Raw genomic sequence first — 20,346 nt, 5'->3', positions numbered from 1 at the left:
CACTTTAATTAGCATTAATCATTAATTATGTAAAATCATAACAGTTTTTCTGATGGTTTTCACTAATGAAAAATGGCCTATCTAATAACAGGTTACCTAAACAATTCATTAATAGCAAATAATTCCATAGTAATTAATTCCCTATTTTATCAATCATAGAAAAAACCGCCAAAAACGGCGGCTCACAGGTTCATTAACTATCTTCTTTTTGGTATGCCTGAATAATCCTGGCTACAAGCGGATGCCGCACAACATCGCTTTGTTCCAAATGAACGAATGAAAGCCCGCTTACACCCTTGAGTATGTCTTCTGCTGCGATCAGGCCTGATTTTGCACCCTTTGGAAGGTCAACCTGTGTTCTGTCTCCGGTAATAATCATTTTTGAACTAAAGCCCAGCCTCGTCAGAAACATCTTCATCTGCGCCTGAGTTGTATTTTGCGCTTCATCAAGAATGACAAAGGCATCATCTAATGTCCTTCCGCGCATATAAGCCAGCGGTGCAATTTCAATCGTGCCTCTTTCAATCATTCTTTGTGTGTGCTCAGCACCTAATATATCATGCAAAGCATCATATAGAGGCCGTAAGTAAGGATCGACTTTCTCCTTCAAATCCCCCGGCAGAAAGCCAAGGCTTTCACCGGCTTCGACGGCAGGACGGGTAAGAATGATTCTTTTCACATTCCCATTTTTCAAAGCATTAACAGCCATGACAACTGCCAAATACGTTTTTCCTGTTCCTGCTGGTCCTATGCCAAAAACCAGGTCATTTTGGCGGATTGCATGAATGTATTGACGCTGTCCTAATGTCTTAACACGAATAGACTTTCCTTTTGCATTTTTTGTGATTTCTTCTTCGTATAAATCACTGAAATACTCTAGTGTTCCCTTGTTAGCCATTTGAAGAGCATACATAACATCTCTCTGGCTTATATTTATTCCTTTCCGGATTACATAAAGCAGTTTATCCAGAACCTTTCCAGCCAGTTCTACCTTGTCCATTTCACCAGACACATAAACGGATTCTCCCCTGGTTACTATGGAAACATTCAGTTCTTGCTCAATAATTTTCAGGTTTGCATCTGAATTGCCTAATAATGCAATGGCTTCATTAGGATCTTCAAGCTGCAGGTTCATTGTTTTCAAGTCTTCTGTCATTCCGAATCTCCTTGAATAATTGGTTGTCCTTCTGCAATATTCTCAATAATTTGGAAATGTATTGCTATAGTTACTTTACCATTGTCAATTGATTGGTGCAAAACTTTTTCTCCCTTAACCTTAGCATTTTCATCTAAGCTGCTTTTTATTTTTTTTCTTGCCAAATCTTTCGCAGCTTGAAAAGCCTCTTTATTAGAATATATTCTCGTGACTTGCTCTCTTTCACGGAATGTCTTATTTACGTATGAAACAGGCAGTTTCCATTTAAGGAATTTTACTTCTTTCTCATTTTCCTCTATTTCATACTCCTCAAACTCCGGTTTTCCAAATCCCCATATAGGAATCTCAAGATTTCCGATTGTGATGGCATGCTTAACTTTTTCATTGCCGCTGAAGACCTTAAAGGTGCTCTTAAGCGGTAGAATAACTTCAGATTTATACCATGTCTCCCCGAAAACCTCTCCTTTTGAAGGAACAGTCTCTGTTTGTCCTTCTTTCCCAATTATCCCGGAGACTAAAAGCTGGCCCGGCTGAACATGATCGTGAATATCGACAACCGGACGGCCTTCTTCAACAAACATATCTACAATGACAGCTTTCTTCTTTGCTACCAGATGACGCGGGCTTAAATACTCGGGTTTCTCAGGTTCATTTTTCTCAACTACCTGTAAATGGTAGGTTGTCCCTTTTAACTCCACGCCAACCCAGGTGATTGCCTCAATATTGTTGGAAAGTGTCCGCTGAATAGACTCCACGTTCTCTACAAAAAACTGCAGCTTTCCTTTTTTAACCCCCATCCTGTCCAATTCTTTAATAATCTGATATTCAGTTGCAGGATTTGCCCCCTTAATCTGTATGCCCCAAACCATATTGGATAAAAGGAGAATGACAGCAAAAAATGCGAGGCCACCAGCTGCAAATCCGCTGTTTTTCAGCAGCCTTTTCATAAGGAATGGTGCTCCTGCCCGCTGCAGGAACTCGATTTTGCAATCGCTGTTCCTGGCGTGGCTCCTTATTTTTTTTGCATCAGCCAATTTCATTTTGAAGGAGACTGATTGTGTTCCATGATTCTTCACATTCCAGATATTGATGCCGCTCCGGGTAAGTGTATTAATAAATCTCTCTATTCCTTTTCCGCTTGCTTTTACTGTTACGAGGCCCCTATAAAATTCAATCCACTGGTTCTTCATTTCCTTCCCCCTGAATTCTTAATCAGTGTCTGTAATATAAGTTACTGAATCAACTTTTCCCTCTAGCAAGATTTCTTCGGGCAATATCGTTTTTATGACGAAGGCTTTCCCTCTTATTAATAGCTGTCCCTGCTTTAGAAGCAGTCTTAATTCCTTATCTGAAAAAGCCAGTAATCCCCTGTGATTTTCTATATAGATATGGATTTGCCCAATCATTGTAATGCGGGGCAGGTCCATCATGACATCTTGAGGAAGCTCCATATTTTTAGTCATCCAGCCGCGGACGAATTGTCCCCACTTTTTTGCCATAAAAAAAGAACCCCCTTTCATCTCATATTTATGAAATGAACGAAGGTTCTAGCACTTATTTTTTACCGCTTTCGGTTAAGGGACCTGTGAGGATTTTTTGACCTTGGCGGTCCAAGAATTTCAGACCAGATAATTCCGTCAACCAGCGCCTGTTTCCGAGGCTCGAATTTTCCGGCTCCTGAGGCTTCCGCAGGGTATCCTGCTGATATATCGGCAGCGGTTTTCGATATTGCACTTGCTTTTCTTTCAGCAGCTCTCTGCTGATTCTGGAGAGCCTTCATACTTTGTTCTGCATGTTGTTTACGCTGCCTGTATTCTTCCGCTATTCTTCTGGACTTCTCTTCCATCTTCCTTTTTTCCTCTTCCAGCACTTCAGCCATTACAGGATCTGCAGCAGTTCTTTCTGCCTGTGTCCGATTCTCCTGCCGAGCTGAACGGGGAGCCTGTTTAACAGGCTTTTCCTCCTTCTTTTTTTTGAAAAAGGAGGAAATGAAGGCGATTATAGCAATGAGAATAAAAGGATTCTCCAATAAAAATTCCAAGAGAGTTTCCTCCCTTCTCCCAATATGGGATCATTAGTCATTTTTACGGCCATTTTTGCCGTCATCACTCATATTGCCAATTGAATCTCTCATTTCGGTATCTGCCGAGATGTTTTGGATATTCATATAGTCCATTACCCCGATATTTCCGGAACGGAGAGCTTCTGACATAGCAAGCGGCACTTGTGCCTCTGCTTCCACAACCTTCGCTCTCATTTCTTCAACACGGGCTTTCATTTCCTGTTCCTGAGCAACGGCCATTGCACGCCTTTCCTCCGCTTTGGCCTGGGCAATCTTCTTGTCTGCTTCAGCCTGTTCAGTCTGCAGTTCTGCACCAATATTTTTGCCGATATCCACATCTGCTATATCAATCGACAGAATTTCAAAAGCAGTGCCTGCATCCAGACCTTTTGAAAGAACAGTCTGAGAAATCATATCCGGATTTTCAAGTACTTTCTTGTGATCTGTCTGCGAACCGATTGTAGAGACAATCCCCTCACCGACACGTGCCACGATTGTTTCCTCACCCGCACCTCCGACCAGACGGTCAATATTGGCCCGGACTGTGATTCGCGCTTTAGCCTTTACTTCAATACCATCCATCGCCACACCGGCAATAAAAGGAGTTTCAATTACTTTTGGATTAACACTCATTTGAACTGCTTCTAAAACGTCACGCCCTGCCAGGTCAATGGCTGCACTGCGTTCAAAGCTTAAATCAATATTTGCACGATGTGCTGCAATTAATGCATTGACTACTCTATCAACATTTCCTCCTGCCAGGTAATGGCTCTCCAGCTGATTTGTTGTTACTTCAAGTCCCGCCTTGTGAGCTTTGATTAACGGGTTAATAACACGGCTTGGGATTACCCGGCGGAGCCGCATTCCAATTAATGTAAAGATACTGACTCTGACTCCAGCTGCCAATGCTGATATCCACAGCATAACCGGTACAAATGTGAATAATATCCCCAGTAATATAATACCGAGAACAACGGCAACCAATATTGCTACTGTTCCTGCTTCTAACATAACTTTACCTCCTGATGATTTTATTTATCTAAATCAAGATTAGATATTTCTCTGACAACAATACGCGATCCTTCAGCTTTAACAACTTTTACTTTTGCCCCTTTAAGGATAAAAGCTCCCTCACTGACAACGTCAATTCTTTCATCCCCTATAACTACAGTGCCTGAAGGCCTAAGAGCAGTGAGTGCGTAACCCTCAAGGCCTATCAGTTCTAGCCTGCTCTTGTTTGAAATATACCCTTTTTCAGTATTGGTGCTATCGGTCAATATAATTTTTTTAAAGAATTTCATCTTTTTACCAAACACCTTTATCATTAATATAGATGCCAATATTGAAACACCTATAGCAATTAAAATAGACATTCCCATATGGGCCACATTATCAGAAGCCAGGAAAAGGCTCCCGAGTATTGCAGCGACACCGGCTATTCCTGCAATTCCTCCAGGAAGGAAAAACTCGGCTATGATTAATCCAATCCCTATTACAAAAAGAATTAAAGTCTCATATCCTGCCAGTCCGGCTACCATATGACCATAAAAGAACAAAAGCAGGGATGATAATCCCATTAATCCAGGGATGCCGAAACCCGGTGAATAAAGCTCCAGAACCAGCCCTAGGCTTCCAATAGATAATAGAATTGGGATGACTAAAGGATGGGTAATAAAACGGGCTATCTTTTCCGCAAAGCTTTCATCAATTATCTGTATATTAGCTTCTTCAAATCCGAGCACTTCCAGTAATTCCGCCCGAGAATCCACCGTGCCTTCCGAATAGCCTACCTGTTCAGCCTGTTTAGCTGTGAGAGTAAGAAGCTTTCCTTTCGGTGCCCCCAATTCAGGCAGGTCTACCGATTCATCTGCCATAGCAAGGGCATAAAGAGGATCTCTGTCAGTTTGTGAGGCTGCACTCTGCATTGCCGCAAACCAGTATGACTCTGCTTTCTTGCCAGCCGTATTTCCCTGTTGGTCAATAATTGCGGCTGACCCCATTGTTGATCCGGGCACCATGTATATTTCATCCGTATTTAAAGCTATATACGCACCTGCAGATAAGGCCTGCTTATTGACAAAAGAAATTGTTTTTACATTTGTAGAGGTTAACAGCTTGCCAATTTGACCGGCTGCATCCACTGCCCCTCCAGGTGTATTTATTTCAAATATTATGGCTGATGCATTTTCTTCTTCAGCTGTTTTCACCGCCCTGCTTAAAAATGCATATAGCCCTTTTTCAACCGTTTCTTCAATTGGAACAATCAGCACTTTATCATTATCTGCTTTTCCTTGAAAAGGGCTTACCAGCAGCAGCAGAGCAAAAAACAATGAAAAGGCGGTTATTGCTCTTCTGGCAATCAAAAACCTTCCCCCCTTTATCCGTAAAATGACTTCTAATATGTATTTACGATTGAATCATTAAAAAGTTTCATTTTTATTTTTTTGATGGCTCTTTTCGTATGAATTGTTGTTTTTCGCTTATCAATGTTTTCCGTTGATTGCAGCGAAGGGATGCTCAAGCGTTCTGCAGGGCGGGCGCCCGAGCCTCCTCGACGCTACGCGTCTGCGGGGTCTCACCTGTCCCGCTACTCCCGCAGGACATTGAATATGCTTCCTTTAGTACACACCGCACGAAGAAAATGCGCATGCATTTTCGAGGTTCACCCACCTTCCGCTACAATCAACTCAGTAAATACAATTCAAATACCAACAAACTTTGCGAAAAAAGCCTTTTTGATAATTTCTAATTTCAAAAACTTATCCAATTTTAGTATAACCCAGAAACGAATGGAATTCATTACATCAGCACATTGCTGGGCAAAAAAGTAAAAAAGACCGTCAGCCAATGGCTTTCGGTCTTTTAATGCAAAGTTTTATGAAAGGTGTTGTTGTACAAGTTTATTTATAAGTGAACCATCTGCTTTGCCTTTTACCTTAGGCATGATAGCAGCCATCACTTTTCCCATATCAGCTTTTGAAGAAGCACCTGTTTCTGCAACTGTTTCTGCCACAATTTTTGAAACTTCCTCTTCAGAGAGCTGTTTTGGCATATATAATTCGACATACTGAAGTTCAGTACGAATTTTTTCAACAAGATCTTCACGACCTGCTTTTTCAAATTCATGGAGGGAATCCTTGCGTTGTTTAACTTCGCGAGAAAGGACAGTTAGCTCCTGATCTTCAGTAAGATCTTTACCAAGCTTGATTGCTTCATTTTGAAGCGAAGCTTTAATCATACGAATAACAGTAAGCTTTTCTTTTTCTTTATTCCTCATCGCTTGTTTCATATCTTCATTTAAACGCTCGAGAAGACTCATTACATACACCCTCTCTTACCACTTACGCTTTCTAGCAGCCTCAGACTTTTTCTTACGTTTAATACTAGGTTTTTCGTAGAATTCGCGCTTTCTTGCTTCCTGCAAAGTACCAGTTTTTGATACTGAACGTTTGAAGCGACGAAGAGCATCTTCAAGCGATTCGTTTTTACGAACGACGGTTTTAGACATTCTCTTTCCCTCCCTCCGAGCACAACACACTTACATCAACAACATGGTTTATTCCATGTACCTTGCAATTATAATATAACAGCTTATCAAGGTCAACAGTATTTAGCCTGCTGCGGGATTGATTTTTATTAGATTGTGCTTATTTAGTACCCCATTCCTGACAAGCTAAACAATTTTTCGCACATAAGCATGTCCCGGCAGGCTGTCCCATAGTATTAAAAGTAGGGGGTGAATGCTGCTTGGTCCAGCTTTTATTATTTTTTCTGCTAATCGGGTTATTTATTTATGGTATGACACTTTTGCGATCAGGCCTATTTAATTTATCTGCCGGTTCCTTAAAGAATTGGCTGGCAGTTATGACAGATTCACCTTGGAAAGGCACTGTTATCGGCACAATCGTCACAGCTGTCCTGCAGAGCAGTTCAGCTGTAATGATCATAACAATTGGAATGGTTTCTGCACGGATGCTGACTTTTCCCCAGACGATCGGCATCATATTGGGAACCAACATAGGTACGACGTTTACGACAGAATTAATCACATTTAATATTGAATCGTACATTATTCCGCTGGCTGGCGCCGGAAGCATCATGGCTGTACTGAAGAATAAGAGCTTGCGGAGCTCCGGTCTGGCATTGCTTGGTTTATCAGCGGTTTTTACAGCAATGCGGGGTTTTGAATATCTTGCCGGTACTGTAAAAGATAATGAAATGGTTAACCACTGGCTGCTTACTTTGGATGGGAATTATATGTTCGCTGCGGCTGCCGGAATTGTGATTACGGCGATCATTCAATCAAGCACAGCAACCACCGGCATTATTATGGGATTTTTAACAGCTGGCGCAATGGATTTGGATACCGGCATTGCCATAATGCTTGGATCTAATATAGGCACATGCGCAGATGCATATCTGGCATCGATAGGTTCAGGAAAAGAAGCAAAGCTGACCGCCTTTGCCCATATATGGCTGAACTGTTTAGGTGTCGCAGCCTTTTATCCTTTTATTCATTCCCTTGCTGTCTTCGGAGAGAGTGCAGCCGGTTCTCCAGATGTGCAGCTTGCACATATTAGTGTCTTATTTAATGTAATATCTTCACTGCTTGTTCTTCCATTTGCAAATCAGTTTGGAAGATTCGTCATCAGGCTGCACGGCCGATAAAAAAGCAAAAAAATGCCGGATACCCCCGGCATTTTTAATAGCAAATATATTATTTTAGATGTTGACTACTGTCCAGCGAAAAGCGTGGCCTGCATAAGGTCATAAGCGGGCACCTTTTGCCTTTCTTAATAATCTGAATCGCTAGTTAATCCGTTGACTATAGCAGCGCCAGAGCTTGCTCCAATTCTCGTTGCACCTGCTTCAATCATTTTCTGAGCATCATCTGCACTTCTTACTCCGCCCGAAGCTTTTACGCCAATATCGGGTCCTACAGTTTTTCTCATAAGAGCAATATCCTCAGCTGTTGCTCCGCCTGTTGAGAATCCTGTAGATGTTTTAACAAAGTCAGCACCAGCTTTTACAGATAGCTCACACGCTCTAACTTTTTCTTCTTCAGTTAGAAGGCAAGTTTCGATAATCACCTTGGTTAATGCTTTTCCTTTTGCAGCATCAACAACCGCACGGATGTCACGTTCAACAAGTTCATTGTCCCCGCCTTTTAAAGCGCCAATATTAATGACCATATCTACTTCTGTTGCTCCGTTTTCAATGGCATTCTTTGTTTCAAATGCTTTTGTTTCAGGTGTAGAAGCTCCCAGCGGGAAGCCGATTACTGTGCAGACCTTCACTTCGGTTCCACCAAGCAAGTCGCTTGAAAGTTTAACCCATGCCGGATTAACACAAACAGACGCGAAATTATACTCTTTAGCTTCTGCACAAATTTTTTCTATTTGGTCTTTAGTTGCATCAGCTTTAAGTAATGTATGATCGATCATTTTTGCTACGTTATTTGTCATTTTAACTACTCCTTTTAAAAACAGTTGTACGTACCTCTTCATAATATCACTTAGATAATAAAATATCGAGCACAATTTATATATTTTGTAATCGTTTTCGAAAGTAGTTTTCCCAAAAGATATTAATTAATTTATTATAAAAAAGGCTCATTTTATATATATAGCTCTTATATCTAATGTTGTCCCCAATTTGGGGGTTCATCAGTCCCGCTGCTCCCGGGATAGCCTCGAATTATTTTCATTGCGTTGGCACGAAGAAAGCAAATGCTCTTCGGAGTTCCCATACCTTCCGCTGCTAACAACTTAGAGAATATCCTTGCAAAGGCAGACAAAAAAAGGAACTACCCTAAGGTAATTCCTTTAAACTGCCGCCTCTTCTGTTTCGATCAATTCATCAAGGACTCTTACAAACTGACCTTCATTGTATGGGTAACCAGCTTTGGTAATTTTCACTTTTACAATCTGGCCGACCATTTCTTCTGTTGCAGGGAAGACGACTTTTAAGTAATTGTCAGTGTATCCGACAAATAAATTGCTGTCACTGCTTTCCTTGAAGCTTTCCTCTGGGATCACTTCCAGAACTTCACCTTCATACTGAGATGCATATTCTTTTGCAAGCTGATCTGAAAGGGCAATCAGGCGATGAACACGCTCGTTTTTGACTTCTTCATCGATCTGATCGTCCATTCTCGCCGCAGGTGTTCCTGTTCGCTTTGAATAAGGGAATACATGAAGCTCGGAAAATTTATGCTCTTTAATAAAGTTGTAGGTTTCCATAAATTCTTCTTCTGTTTCCCCCGGGAAGCCAACAATAACGTCCGATGTAACAGCCAGACCGGGAAGAGCTTCCTTCAAACGATCGAGACGCTCAGCAAAAAACTCCATTGTATATTTGCGGCGCATTCTTTTAAGAACCGTATTTGAGCCTGACTGCAGAGGAATGTGCAAGTGTCTTACCACGACCTTGGACTTATCCATAACTTCAATGACTTCATCGGTAATTTGGCTGGCTTCAATAGAAGAGATTCTTAGACGTTTGAGCCCTTTTACCTGAGCTTCCAAATCCTTAAGAAGCATAGCCAGATTGTAATCTTTCATGTCTTCGCCATAACCGCCTGTATGAATTCCAGTCAGAACGATTTCTTTATAGCCTGCATCAACCAGCTGCTGAGCCTGGCGGATGACTTCTTTCGGATCCCTGGATCTCATTAAGCCGCGCGCCCAGGGAATAATGCAGAATGTACAGAAATTATTGCAGCCTTCCTGAATTTTAAGGGAAGCACGTGTCCGATCTGTAAATGCGGGAACATCAAGCTCTTCGTAGACACGATTCTTCATGATGTTTCCTACGCCATTAATCGGCTGCCGTTCTTGTTTATACTGCTCGATATATTCCAGCATTTTCACTCGATCCTGAGTCCCTACAACGATGTCTACTCCAGGTATCGCCATGATTTCGGCAGGTGATGTTTGAGCATAACAGCCCGTTACACAGATAACAGCATCAGGATTTTTTCTGATTGCCCTTCTGATTACCTGGCGGCTTTTCTTATCACCGGTATTTGTAACCGTACATGTATTTATTACATAAACATCTGAAACAGATTCGAAGTCTGTCCGTTCATAGCCAGCTTCTTTGAACAGCTGCCAAATGGCTTCTGTTTCGTAATGATTGACTTTACAGCCAAGTGTATGAAATGCAACTGCAGGCATTTAAATTCACCCCATTAATTCAAAATGATAGGAAACAGCTGACAGCAAATACAGTGGCGCTGTCTCTGTCCTTAAAATACGCGGTCCCAAACCGCAGGCAAGAAAGCCTGCTTCGAGCAGCAATGAAACTTCATTATCTGCAAGACCGCCTTCTGGTCCGAATACAACTAAAAGGGATTCTCCTTTGTTCATGGAAGAAAGTGTTTGATAAAGCACAGAGTCCTCTCCCTGTTTTGCTTCTTCCTCAAAGGCAATCAATCTATATGAATAATCTGCTGATATTTTCAGCAATGACTTTAAATCAAGCGGCGCATATACTTCAGGCACTATGCTCCTATGTGACTGTTCAGCAGCTTCTTTAGCAATCTTCTGCCATCTCTCTGCTTTTTTCGCAGATTTCTTCGCATCCCATTTTACTACTGAACGAGCTGAAGTAAAAGGGATAAAACAGCGCGCTCCAAGCTCAGTGCCCTTTTGAATGATCCACTCCAGCTTATCCCCTTTAGGCAGTCCGCTCACAATAGTAATATCGGCAGGCAGCTCAGAAGACCCTTCAATCCATTGTACAACTTCTGCAGCCACATGTTCATCGGTAATTTCTGCAATTGTGCAAAGTGCACTATTTTGGGATGGATCGACACAGATGATTTTGTCGCCTTCCTTCATCCGCATTACCTTCACTATATGATGACGGTCTTCCCCAATAATATGAAAGTACTTATCTTTAACTGCATTTTCTGTGAAATACCGCTGCACAATCGGCACCCTCTTTCCAACCTGTCCAAGTTCATTTAACTGTAAAAAGGAGGGTAAGTTCATTACCCCCTTTTTCCGGTAAATGTCCGGCTCCGTTCCTCTAGAAACATGAGCCTTTACAACTACTTTCTCTTTGCCACAATGGCAACCCAATCTTCCATTTGTATGGTCTCTTCTATTTCGAATCCTGCAGCGGAAATTGCATCTCTTACTTCCTGTTTCTTCTGCTGGATAATACCTGAAGCAATGAAGTATCCGCCTTCCCTTACCACTGACGCAACATCATCTGTAAAGCGGAGAATCACTTCTGCAAGGATGTTGGCAACGACCACATCTGCTCCCTTGCTTACGCCATCAAGCAGGTTTCCTTGTGATACTTCCACTATATCCTGCACTTTATTCAGCTTAATATTTAACTTAGCTGAATTTACTGCAACTTCATCAAGATCCAGGGCTTTTACCCTCCCGGCACCCAGCATAGCTGCAGCAATGCTTAAGACACCCGATCCTGTTCCTACATCTACAACTTTATCGCCCTGTTTTACTGTTCTTTCAAGTGCCTGGATACACATTACCGTCGTAGGGTGAGTTCCGGTTCCAAAGGCCATGCCCGGGTCAAGCTCTATGATGAGCTCATCACTGCTGACAGGTGTGTAATCCTCCCATGTCGGAACAATAGTAAAGCGTTCTGAAATTTTTACAGGGTTATAATATTTTTTCCAGGCAGTTGCCCATTCTTCCTCGTTGACCTCACTGATACTGACTTTATTTGCACCAATATCGATGTTGAATAAAATGAGGTTATTGATTGCTTCTTTTATTTCATCAACTGTTTCTCCAAGGAAACTGTTTACTGGCAAGTATGCTTTTACAATTACGCCTTCTTCAGGATAGTCCTGCGGATTGAGCTGGTAGATTTCACCGAATTGATCCTTTCTTTCTTTTACAAGTTCTAAAGGATCCTCTATTACAACTCCGCTTGCTCCGGCTTCATGCAAAATATTCGAAATCGGTTCAACAGCTTCATTTGCAGTATGAATACTGATTTCTGACCATTTCACTACTACCAACTCCCATTCCTTTATTCACCTTTAAAGGCTCGTTTTACTTTAGAAAAAAAACTTTCTTCCTGTTCTCCCTGTGGAACTGTTCCGCTGACTTCAGCAAACTCGCTTAAAATCTGCTTCTGCTTTTCGGTCAGCTTTGTCGGAGTAATAATACGGACAATAATATGCTGATCTCCTGTTCCGTATCCTCTTACATTTGGCACACCTTTTCCTTTCAGGCGGAATTTCGTTCCTGTTTGTGTGCCTGAAGGGACTTTAAGCTTTACTTTTCCATGCAATGTCGGCACTTCGATTTCATCACCAAGTGCAGCCTGCACAAACGTTATAGGCATTTCACAATAAACATCATCGCCATCACGCTCAAAAAACTCATGTGATCGCACATGGAATACAACATAAAGATCGCCTGGAGGGCCTCCGTTCACACCTGGTTCACCCTGGCCAGCCACGCGCAGCTGCTGTCCATCATCAATGCCTGCAGGGATTTTCACGTGTATCTTTCTGCGTTTCTGCACTTTACCGGCTCCACGGCACGTAGAACACTTTTCTTTGATTTCTTTGCCGGTACCATTACAGTAATGGCAGACTCTTCTATTTACTATCTTGCCAAATGGCGTATTTTGTTCAACATTCAACTGACCTGATCCATGACAATGACGGCAGGTTTCCGGCTTCGTTCCCGGCTTGGCGCCTGAACCGCTGCAGGTATCGCACGTCTCTTCACGAGGAATTTCAATATCGGTCTCTTTGCCAAATACTGCTTCCTCAAAGGTTAAAGACATAGTGTATTGTAAATCTGCACCCTGTCTTGGTGCGTTAGGATCACGCCTGCGTGAACCTCCGCCGAAGAAGGTGCTGAAAATGTCTTCAAAACCTCCGAAACCTTCAAAACCAGCTCCACCAAAGCCCTGATTAGGGTCCGTATGGCCAAATTGATCATAGTGTGCCTTTTTCTGGTCGTCGCTTAGGACTTCATATGCTTCTTTAACTTCCTTGAACTTCTCGTCTGCATCAGGCTCTTTGTTGATATCTGGATGATATTTTTTTGAAAGCTTTCGATAAGCCTTCTTAATTTCATCCTTGGATGCACCCTTGCTGATTCCGAGAACCTCATAGTAATCCCTTTTACTCATGATTACCACTCCCCGATCATTTCACATAAAGATTATTGTATCAAAAATAAAAGCCAAAGCCAAGAAAGACCTGACTTTGACTTAAAAGATTCAGAGGTTATTTATCGTCTTTAACTTCTTCGAACTCAGCATCAACAACATTATCGCCGTCATTTTTGCTTTCGGCACCATCTGCGCCTTGAGCACCCTGTGCAGCCTGCGCCTGCTCATAAAGCTTCATTGTTAATGCCTGGACAACTTCCTGTAAAGCATCTTTTTTGGTGCGGATTTCATCCAGATCATTCTTTTCAATTGCAGCTTTTAATGCATCTTTAGCTTCATTTGCTTTGTTCACTTCTGCTTCATCCACTTTGCCTTCAAGATCTTTTAGAGTCTTTTCAGTAGTGAATACCAGCTGGTCTGCTTCATTGCGGAGTTCAACTTCTTCTTTGCGCTGCTTATCAGCTTCAGCATTTTCTTCAGCTTCTCTTACCATTTTTTCAATTTCTTCATCAGATAATCCTGTTGATGATTTAATTGTAATGGCTTGCTCTTTGTTTGTGCCCAGGTCTTTAGCACGTACGTTTACGATACCATTTTTATCGATATCAAAAGACACCTCAATCTGCGGAACGCCGCGCGGAGCAGGAGGAATATCCCCTAGCTGGAAACGGCCAAGTGTTTTGTTATCCGCTGCCATTGGGCGCTCCCCTTGAAGAACATGAATATCAACAGCAGACTGATTATCAGCAGCAGTTGAAAACACCTGAGATTTCGATGTTGGAATAGTTGTATTGCGTTCAATCAGCTTTGTGAACACCCCGCCCATTGTTTCAATTCCAAGAGACAATGGTGTTACGTCCAGAAGGACAACATCCTTTACATCACCAGTGATGACACCGCCCTGAATAGCTGCACCCATTGCTACAACCTCATCAGGGTTAACTCCTTTGTGCGGTTCTTTTCCTGTCTCTTTTTTGATTGCTTCCTGTACAGCAGGAATACGAGTTGAACCCCCGACAAGAATAACTTTATCGATTTCTGAAGGAGTCAAACCAGCATCCTTTAATGCCTGGCGTGTAGGCCCCATTGTACGTTCAACAAGATCTGCAGACAGCTCATCAAATTTAGCTCTTGAAAGTGTTACTTCCAGGTGTAAAGGTCCTGCTTCCCCAGCAGTGATAAATGGAAGTGAAATTTGTGTTGATGTTACACCGGAAAGATCCTTTTTCGCTTTTTCTGCAGCATCTTTTAAGCGCTGAAGAGCCATTTTATCTTTAGAAAGATCAATGCCGTTCTCTTTTTTAAATTGCTCAACCAGGTAATCAATAATAACCTGGTCGAAGTCATCTCCGCCAAGACGGTTATCCCCGGCAGTGGATTTTACTTCAAATACACCATCGCCAAGTTCAAGAATTGATACGTCAAATGTACCGCCGCCAAGGTCATAAACAAGGATTGTCTGGTCTTCATCCATTTTATCAAGGCCATATGCCAAAGCTGCAGCAGTAGGCTCATTGATGATGCGTTCCACTTCCAAACCGGCAATTCGGCCTGCATCCTTCGTTGCCTGACGCTCAGCATCATTGAAATATGCTGGCACTGTGATTACCGCTTTTGTCACTTTCTCGCCAAGGTAGTCTTCTGCATATGATTTCAGGTATTGAAGAATAATAGCAGAAACCTCTTGCGGAGAGTATTCTTTTCCTTCAACTTCTGTTTTATAGTCTGTACCCATATGGCGTTTAACACTCATAATGGTGTTCGGGTTTGTAATAGACTGGCGCTTTGCCACCTCACCAACCTGACGCTCGCCGTTTTTAAACGCTACAACTGATGGCGTTGTACGGTTGCCTTCCGGATTTGGAATTACTTTCGGTTCGCCGCCTTCAAGTACTGCGACACATGAGTTTGTTGTACCTAAATCGATTCCGATAATTTTGCTCATGTTCTTTACCTCCCCAAATATGTAGTTATTGATTTACTTTAACCATTGATGGGCGAATGACCCGATCCTTTAACTTGTAGCCTTTTTGGAACTCTTCCACCACAATATTGGAATCAAAATTCTCATCTTCCACCTGCATTACTGCCTGGTGCATATGAGGATCGAATTCTTTCCCAACTGCCTCAATCTGTTCTGCGCCTTCTTTTTTAATAGCCTCCACCAAGCTTCGATAAACCATTTCCATTCCTTGAAGAATAGATTTAGCCTGTTCATTTTCAGCTTCCATTTGAAGGGCTCTTTCGAAATTATCAAGCGCAGGCAGCAAATCAGAGATTAAGCTTTGTGCTCTATATTTTTCAGACGCTTCAAAGTCCAGCCTTGCACGGCGCCGTGAATTTTCAAAATCAGCCTGAAGGCGGTAGATGCGATTTTCAGCCTCTTCCAGTTTGGCTTCCAATTCAGCTATTTTTGCATTTGCTGCTTTTAGCTCAGCATCAGTTTCCTCTTCAGGACTTTCTTCTGCTTCATCAGCCTCTGCAAACACCTCTTCAATAGGAGCCTCATTTTCAGTTTCTTCAGGTTCGTTGGTTTGCTCATTTAAATCATGGTTCAATGTCTCTTTCTCTTCTGCCAACATGTTCACCTCCCTTAAAGAATGACTGCAGTATTGATATAAAAAAACATAAGGAAAGGAGTGGAAAGGTTTTTCCACCCTTAATCAATATCTCCACCATCATCTGTTTTGATACAGTTTAGATAAAACAGCTGATAAGTCAGCACTGATATAGTTCAATAAGCTAATGACTCTTGAATACTCCATTCTGGTAGGTCCCAAAATCGCAATTGTGCCGAGCTGTTCGGCGCCGATTGAATAGCTTGCTGTTATCAGGCTGCAGTTTTCCATTGCTGAATTATTATTTTCCCGGCCGATTTTAATATTGATCCCTGACTTGTTTTTACTGATTAAGTCATATATGCCTTTTTCCTGCTCGATCATATTCATGAGGTTTTTTACCTTTTCAATATCATGAAACTCGGGCTGGCTGAGCATATTTGTTTTACCGCCAAAGAAAAGCTTATCATAGGCCGGTATCTTTATTGTATCAGCAATTGAATTCAGCATTAAATCATAATTATTGATATGCTGCCTTAAAAGAACGGCAACCTCTTTATACAACTTATTGTTTAGACTTTCCAGCGGTGCACCGGCAAGACGGTCATTAAGGATATTAACGACCTTTTCCAAATCACCTGCATCAATGTTTTCCGGCAAGTGGAACATCCTGTTTTCAACATGGCCAGTATCTGTGATAATAATTGCTATCGCTGTTTCTTTATTCAAGGGAACGATCTGAATTTTTTTCAGCTTGTTATCCCTAACTGCAGGCCCGAGGACTATGGATGTATAATTTGTCAGCTCAGATAGAATTCTTGCCGATTTTTGAACAATTTTCTCCAGCTCATAAATTCTTTCCGCAAAGATCGACTGTACTTTGTGGATGTCATGCTGATTTAATTTTTGCGGGGATAAAAGGTGGTCCACGTAGTAGCGGTAACCTTTCTCAGAAGGAATCCTCCCCGATGAGGTGTGTGTTTTTTCAATAAATCCAAGTTCCTCTAAATCAGCCATCTCATTTCTGATCGTTGCGGAACTAAAAGAAATTTCTTCTTTTTTCGACAGAGTTCTCGACCCGACTGGCTGTGCAGTTTGAATAAAATCATCAACAATTACTTGAAAAATTAATAATTGACGATCTGTTAACACAGTTATCACCTCTGTTAGCACTCTTTGTCCCCGAGTGCTAATTCTACTAATAAATTATCAAATCATACGTGCAGTGTCAATAATTTGGCTTCCTTTTTTCCAGAAGCAATCTTACCCTATAAAGGACTGGAATACTTCATTTCCAAGGAATCGTCCTTGCCTTGTCAATTTAATATACTCTTCCCCGACAATAATTAATTCCTTTTCGGAGTGTTGTTTAATTTGAACTTCAAAGTGCTCCAGCGGGTTCTTGCCAAATTTCTTTTTAAAACGACTTATTGAGACACCTTCTGTTTTTCTCAGTCCAAGGAACATTTCCTCTTCCATCTGCTCTTCCTGCGGCACCTTATGTTCTTCGAGTATTGGAAGCTGCCCATTTTCAATTGGCTCCATATATTTTTTCAGAGGTCCGTGGTTTGATCGGCGATTCCCATCTACATATCCATGTGCACCTGCACCAAAGCCGAAGTACGATTCATTATCCCAATAAGTGATGTTATGCCTGCTCTCATAGCCAGGCTTAGCAAAATTGCTGATTTCATATTGAGCAAATCCATGTTTGTCCATTTGTTCCATCAATAAGTCATACATTTCAGCTTCCACATCTTCTCCGGGAACTGGCAGTTTACCTCTCCTCATCAAATTATAGAATACCGTCTTGGGCTCAATAATCAGGGAATAGCCCGAATAATGATCAATATCCAATGTGAATGATGTTTGAAGTGTATCTTTAAAATCCTGAAGTGTCTGGCCGGGAAGGCTGTATATCAGATCAATGCTGATGTTATCAAAACCTACTTGTTTTGCAGCATCAATTGATTGAAAAACATCTTTTGTCCGGTGTGACCTTCCAATTCTTTTTAAAAGTTCATCGTTGAAGGTCTGTACGCCAAAACTGAGCCTGTTGACTCCGGCATCATGCAATATTTGAAGCTTTTCCTTAGAGAGATCTCCCGGGTTGGCTTCGAAGGTATATTCTGTGAATTGGTCATAGGGAAGCTGCCTTTTAATAATGCTGCACAGCTGGTCAAGCTGTTTCTCATTCAGCGCAGTAGGTGTCCCGCCTCCGACAAAAATGGAATCCAGCCGGGATGCCGGTGTTTCTCTCAAAGCAAGATCCATCTCTTTATCAATAGAGTTAAGGTACTCTCCAACTGGCTGGTTCTTTAAATACACTTTATTAAAATCACAGTAATGACAGATATGTTCACAAAATGGAATGTGTATATAAGCTGCTTTAATCATTTATTTCACTACTTTCATTAGTCAATCAACATTCATATACAGCAGTTTCCTAAATAAAAAGAGGCTAGAGCTGTTATTATTATGACAGCATATCTAACCTCTTAAAACAAAGCAAATATTTTACTTTTTAGGTGTGTTATCGTCCATTTTTAAAACTGCCATGAACGCTTCCTGCGGAACTTCAACAGAACCAACCTGCTTCATCCGCTTTTTACCTTCTTTTTGCTTCTCCAATAATTTACGCTTACGGGAGATATCTCCGCCATAGCATTTAGCCAATACATTTTTGCGGATGGCTTTAATGGTTGAGCGGGCTACTATTTTTTGGCCGATTGCGGCTTGAATAGGAACCTCAAACTGCTGACGGGGAATTAGATCTTTTAACTTCTCAACGATGACTTTTCCTCTTTCATAAGCAAAGTCCTTATGGACGATAAAGCTTAATGCATCTACCTTTTCTGCATTTAACAGAATATCCATCTTAACAAGTTTAGATGGCTTATATCCAATTAATTCATAATCAAAAGATGCATATCCTTTTGTATTGGATTTCAGCTGATCAAAGAAATCATATACAATCTCTGATAAAGGAATTTCATATATAATGTTTACTCTAGTTTCGTCCATGTATTGCATATCAATAAAGATTCCGCGTTTTTGCTGGCAAAGCTCCATTATGGCTCCCACATAATCATTTGGCGCCATCATTGTAGCTTTTACATAAGGTTCTTCCACACGGTCAATCTTCTGTGGGTCAGGCATATTGGACGGATTATCTACTTTAACCTCAGTGCCATCTGTCATGATAACATCATAAATAACACTTGGTGCTGTTGTAATCAAATCTATTTTGAATTCACGCTCAATCCGCTCCTGGATGATTTCCATGTGGAGTAATCCCAGGAAACCGCAGCGGAATCCAAATCCGAGCGCCTGTGAAGTTTCCGGTTCAAACTGAAGGGCAGAATCATTAAGTTCCAGCTTTTCAAGTGCTTCACGCAGGTCGTTGAACTTGGCACTATCAATTGGATATAGTCCGCAATAAACCATCGGATTCATCTTTCTGTATCCAGGAAGAGCTTCAGCCGCACCGTTTTTCGCACTTGTAATGGTATCCCCCACACGTGTATCTCCAACATTTTTAATTGCAGCGGTTAAAAAACCAACATCCCCAACAGACAATTCAGGCAATGGCGTGGATTTTGGCGTGAACACACCAACCTCTGTAACTTCAAACTCTTTGCCGGTTGCCATCATTTTAATTTTGTCCCCTACTTTTACCGTCCCCTCTACCACACGAATATAGGCTACTACACCGCGGTATGCATCATAAAGGGAATCAAATATAAGTGCCTTTAGCGGGGCATCCGGATCCCCTGTTGGAGCAGGCACTTTTTCGACGACCTGTTCAAGGATTTCTTCAATTCCGATTCCAGCCTTTGCTGAAGCAAGCACTGCTTCTGAAGCATCAAGGCCGATAACTTCCTCGATCTCATTTCGAACCCTCTCCGGATCCGCACTAGGCAGGTCAATTTTATTGATGATTGGAAGAATCTCAAGATCGTTATCCAGGGCCAGATAAACATTCGCAAGAGTTTGCGCTTCAATCCCCTGAGCTGCATCGACAACCAGAATGGCTCCTTCACAGGCTGCAAGACTTCGGGATACCTCATAGGTAAAATCGACGTGCCCTGGCGTATCTATTAAGTGGAAAGTGTATACCTCTCCATCTCTGGCTTTATATTTTAACTGAACGGAATTCAGCTTGATCGTAATGCCGCGCTCTCTTTCAAGATCCATGGAATCCAAGAGCTGAGCCTTCATTTCGCGTGACGTCAGCGCATTGGTCTTCTCAAGAATCCTGTCGGCCAATGTGGATTTTCCATGATCAATATGCGCAATGATCGAAAAATTCCTTATTTTCTCTTGCCTTTTTAATCTCTCTTCTCTGTTCATTGTTAATATTTCAACTCCTACTATAGAAAAGCGCAAGCGCCTAATAACAGGCGCCTGGGGCTAAGTGTGGTCAATTTTAAATAGTCCTTTTAGTTTATACA

Annotated in this window: 19 protein-coding genes; 1 reads left to right on the top strand and 18 read right to left on the bottom strand. The window is 41.7% G+C overall.

What is annotated here, in order from left to right; genetic code table 11:
* Positions 1-193: 193 nt before the first annotated feature.
* From NSQ49_RS18745 to rpsU, 8 genes are all read right to left on the bottom strand, one after another.
* A complete protein-coding gene (locus NSQ49_RS18745; RefSeq protein WP_159864959.1) occupies positions 194-1,156 on the bottom strand; it encodes a PhoH family protein in 963 nt (320 codons plus the stop codon).
* Positions 1,153-2,346: a sporulation protein YqfD gene (yqfD, locus tag NSQ49_RS18740; RefSeq protein WP_251283675.1), complete on the bottom strand. Its 1,194-nt coding sequence runs from the start codon at positions 2,344-2,346 to the stop codon at positions 1,153-1,155. Before yqfD ends, NSQ49_RS18745 begins: the two co-directional genes overlap by 4 nt.
* Positions 2,347-2,364: 18 nt before the next feature.
* Entirely contained in the window at positions 2,365-2,655 is a 291-nt protein-coding gene (gene yqfC, locus NSQ49_RS18735; protein WP_048010289.1) for a sporulation protein YqfC, read from the bottom strand.
* A 62-nt stretch (positions 2,656-2,717) separates the two neighbouring features.
* The gene (locus tag NSQ49_RS18730; RefSeq protein ID WP_251283674.1) at positions 2,718-3,197 is read right to left on the bottom strand and encodes a hypothetical protein; all 480 of its coding nucleotides are present in this window, start codon (positions 3,195-3,197) and stop codon (positions 2,718-2,720) included.
* A gap of 33 nt (positions 3,198-3,230) precedes the next feature.
* Positions 3,231-4,229 carry a flotillin-like protein FloA gene (gene floA, locus NSQ49_RS18725; protein WP_159864950.1) on the bottom strand — a complete coding sequence of 333 codons (999 nt, stop codon included), beginning with the start codon at positions 4,227-4,229 and terminating at the stop codon, positions 3,231-3,233.
* A 20-nt stretch (positions 4,230-4,249) separates the two neighbouring features.
* Positions 4,250-5,581 carry an NfeD family protein gene (locus NSQ49_RS18720; protein WP_251283673.1) on the bottom strand — a complete coding sequence of 444 codons (1,332 nt, stop codon included), beginning with the start codon at positions 5,579-5,581 and terminating at the stop codon, positions 4,250-4,252.
* Between the two features lie 512 nt (positions 5,582-6,093).
* Positions 6,094-6,537, bottom strand: coding sequence for a GatB/YqeY domain-containing protein (locus tag NSQ49_RS18715; protein WP_159864944.1), 444 nt, complete (start codon positions 6,535-6,537; stop codon positions 6,094-6,096).
* Positions 6,538-6,552: 15 nt separating this feature from the next.
* On the bottom strand, positions 6,553-6,726 hold the full coding sequence (gene rpsU / locus NSQ49_RS18710; RefSeq protein WP_009333009.1) for a 30S ribosomal protein S21: 174 nt from the start codon (positions 6,724-6,726) through the stop codon (positions 6,553-6,555).
* A gap of 239 nt (positions 6,727-6,965) precedes the next feature.
* On the opposite strand from rpsU, the gene NSQ49_RS18705 reads away from it, so the two are divergent.
* Positions 6,966-7,886, top strand: coding sequence for a Na/Pi symporter (locus NSQ49_RS18705; RefSeq protein WP_251283672.1), 921 nt, complete (start codon positions 6,966-6,968; stop codon positions 7,884-7,886).
* Positions 7,887-8,011: 125 nt separating this feature from the next.
* Here NSQ49_RS18705 and deoC read toward each other — a convergent pair whose 3' ends face one another.
* From deoC to lepA, 10 genes are all read right to left on the bottom strand, one after another.
* A complete protein-coding gene (deoC, locus tag NSQ49_RS18700) occupies positions 8,012-8,683 on the bottom strand; it encodes a deoxyribose-phosphate aldolase (RefSeq protein ID WP_159864939.1) in 672 nt (223 codons plus the stop codon).
* Between the two features lie 360 nt (positions 8,684-9,043).
* The gene (mtaB, locus tag NSQ49_RS18695) at positions 9,044-10,396 is read right to left on the bottom strand and encodes a tRNA (N(6)-L-threonylcarbamoyladenosine(37)-C(2))-methylthiotransferase MtaB (RefSeq protein ID WP_159864936.1); all 1,353 of its coding nucleotides are present in this window, start codon (positions 10,394-10,396) and stop codon (positions 9,044-9,046) included.
* Between the two features lie 6 nt (positions 10,397-10,402).
* Positions 10,403-11,152 (bottom strand): 16S rRNA (uracil(1498)-N(3))-methyltransferase, encoded by a 750-nt coding sequence (locus tag NSQ49_RS18690; RefSeq protein WP_251283721.1) that lies wholly within the window; start codon positions 11,150-11,152, stop codon positions 10,403-10,405.
* Between the two features lie 122 nt (positions 11,153-11,274).
* Positions 11,275-12,213, bottom strand: a complete 939-nt coding sequence (gene prmA, locus NSQ49_RS18685) for a 50S ribosomal protein L11 methyltransferase (protein WP_159864933.1) — start codon at positions 12,211-12,213, stop codon at positions 11,275-11,277.
* Positions 12,214-12,233: 20 nt separating this feature from the next.
* Positions 12,234-13,352 carry a molecular chaperone DnaJ gene (gene dnaJ, locus NSQ49_RS18680; RefSeq protein WP_159864930.1) on the bottom strand — a complete coding sequence of 373 codons (1,119 nt, stop codon included), beginning with the start codon at positions 13,350-13,352 and terminating at the stop codon, positions 12,234-12,236.
* A 97-nt stretch (positions 13,353-13,449) separates the two neighbouring features.
* On the bottom strand, positions 13,450-15,279 hold the full coding sequence (dnaK, locus tag NSQ49_RS18675) for a molecular chaperone DnaK (RefSeq protein WP_159864927.1): 1,830 nt from the start codon (positions 15,277-15,279) through the stop codon (positions 13,450-13,452).
* 25 nt (positions 15,280-15,304) lie between these two features.
* Complete coding sequence (gene grpE / locus NSQ49_RS18670; protein WP_159864924.1) at positions 15,305-15,916, bottom strand: nucleotide exchange factor GrpE; 612 nt, start codon at positions 15,914-15,916, stop codon at positions 15,305-15,307.
* Positions 15,917-16,012: 96 nt separating this feature from the next.
* Positions 16,013-17,044: a heat-inducible transcriptional repressor HrcA gene (gene hrcA / locus NSQ49_RS18665; RefSeq protein ID WP_251283671.1), complete on the bottom strand. Its 1,032-nt coding sequence runs from the start codon at positions 17,042-17,044 to the stop codon at positions 16,013-16,015.
* Positions 17,045-17,155: 111 nt separating this feature from the next.
* Positions 17,156-18,289, bottom strand: a complete 1,134-nt coding sequence (gene hemW / locus NSQ49_RS18660) for a radical SAM family heme chaperone HemW (RefSeq protein WP_251283670.1) — start codon at positions 18,287-18,289, stop codon at positions 17,156-17,158.
* Positions 18,290-18,409: 120 nt separating this feature from the next.
* The gene (gene lepA, locus NSQ49_RS18655) at positions 18,410-20,245 is read right to left on the bottom strand and encodes a translation elongation factor 4 (protein ID WP_251283669.1); all 1,836 of its coding nucleotides are present in this window, start codon (positions 20,243-20,245) and stop codon (positions 18,410-18,412) included.
* Positions 20,246-20,346 lie beyond the last annotated feature (101 nt).

The sequence above is a fragment of the Cytobacillus sp. FSL R5-0377 genome (assembly GCF_038004385.1).
Lineage (GTDB): Bacteria > Bacillota > Bacilli > Bacillales > Cytobacillaceae > Cytobacillus.
The sequence above is the reverse complement of the archived record's forward strand: the minus strand, read 5'-3'. Positions and strand labels throughout refer to the sequence as shown.

Coding starts and splice junctions, on each gene's coding strand:
- NSQ49_RS18745 (WP_159864959.1), bottom strand. CDS start 1,156: ATGACAGAAGACTTGAAAACAATGAACCTGCAGCTTGAAGATCCTAAT.
- yqfD (WP_251283675.1), bottom strand. CDS start 2,346: ATGAAGAACCAGTGGATTGAATTTTATAGGGGCCTCGTAACAGTAAAA.
- yqfC (WP_048010289.1), bottom strand. CDS start 2,655: ATGGCAAAAAAGTGGGGACAATTCGTCCGCGGCTGGATGACTAAAAAT.
- floA (WP_159864950.1), bottom strand. CDS start 4,229: ATGTTAGAAGCAGGAACAGTAGCAATATTGGTTGCCGTTGTTCTCGGT.
- NSQ49_RS18715 (WP_159864944.1), bottom strand. CDS start 6,537: ATGAGTCTTCTCGAGCGTTTAAATGAAGATATGAAACAAGCGATGAGG.
- rpsU (WP_009333009.1), bottom strand. CDS start 6,726: ATGTCTAAAACCGTCGTTCGTAAAAACGAATCGCTTGAAGATGCTCTT.
- deoC (WP_159864939.1), bottom strand. CDS start 8,683: ATGACAAATAACGTAGCAAAAATGATCGATCATACATTACTTAAAGCT.
- mtaB (WP_159864936.1), bottom strand. CDS start 10,396: ATGCCTGCAGTTGCATTTCATACACTTGGCTGTAAAGTCAATCATTAC.
- dnaJ (WP_159864930.1), bottom strand. CDS start 13,352: ATGAGTAAAAGGGATTACTATGAGGTTCTCGGAATCAGCAAGGGTGCA.
- dnaK (WP_159864927.1), bottom strand. CDS start 15,279: ATGAGCAAAATTATCGGAATCGATTTAGGTACAACAAACTCATGTGTC.
- grpE (WP_159864924.1), bottom strand. CDS start 15,916: ATGTTGGCAGAAGAGAAAGAGACATTGAACCATGATTTAAATGAGCAA.
- hemW (WP_251283670.1), bottom strand. CDS start 18,289: ATGATTAAAGCAGCTTATATACACATTCCATTTTGTGAACATATCTGT.
- lepA (WP_251283669.1), bottom strand. CDS start 20,245: ATGAACAGAGAAGAGAGATTAAAAAGGCAAGAGAAAATAAGGAATTTT.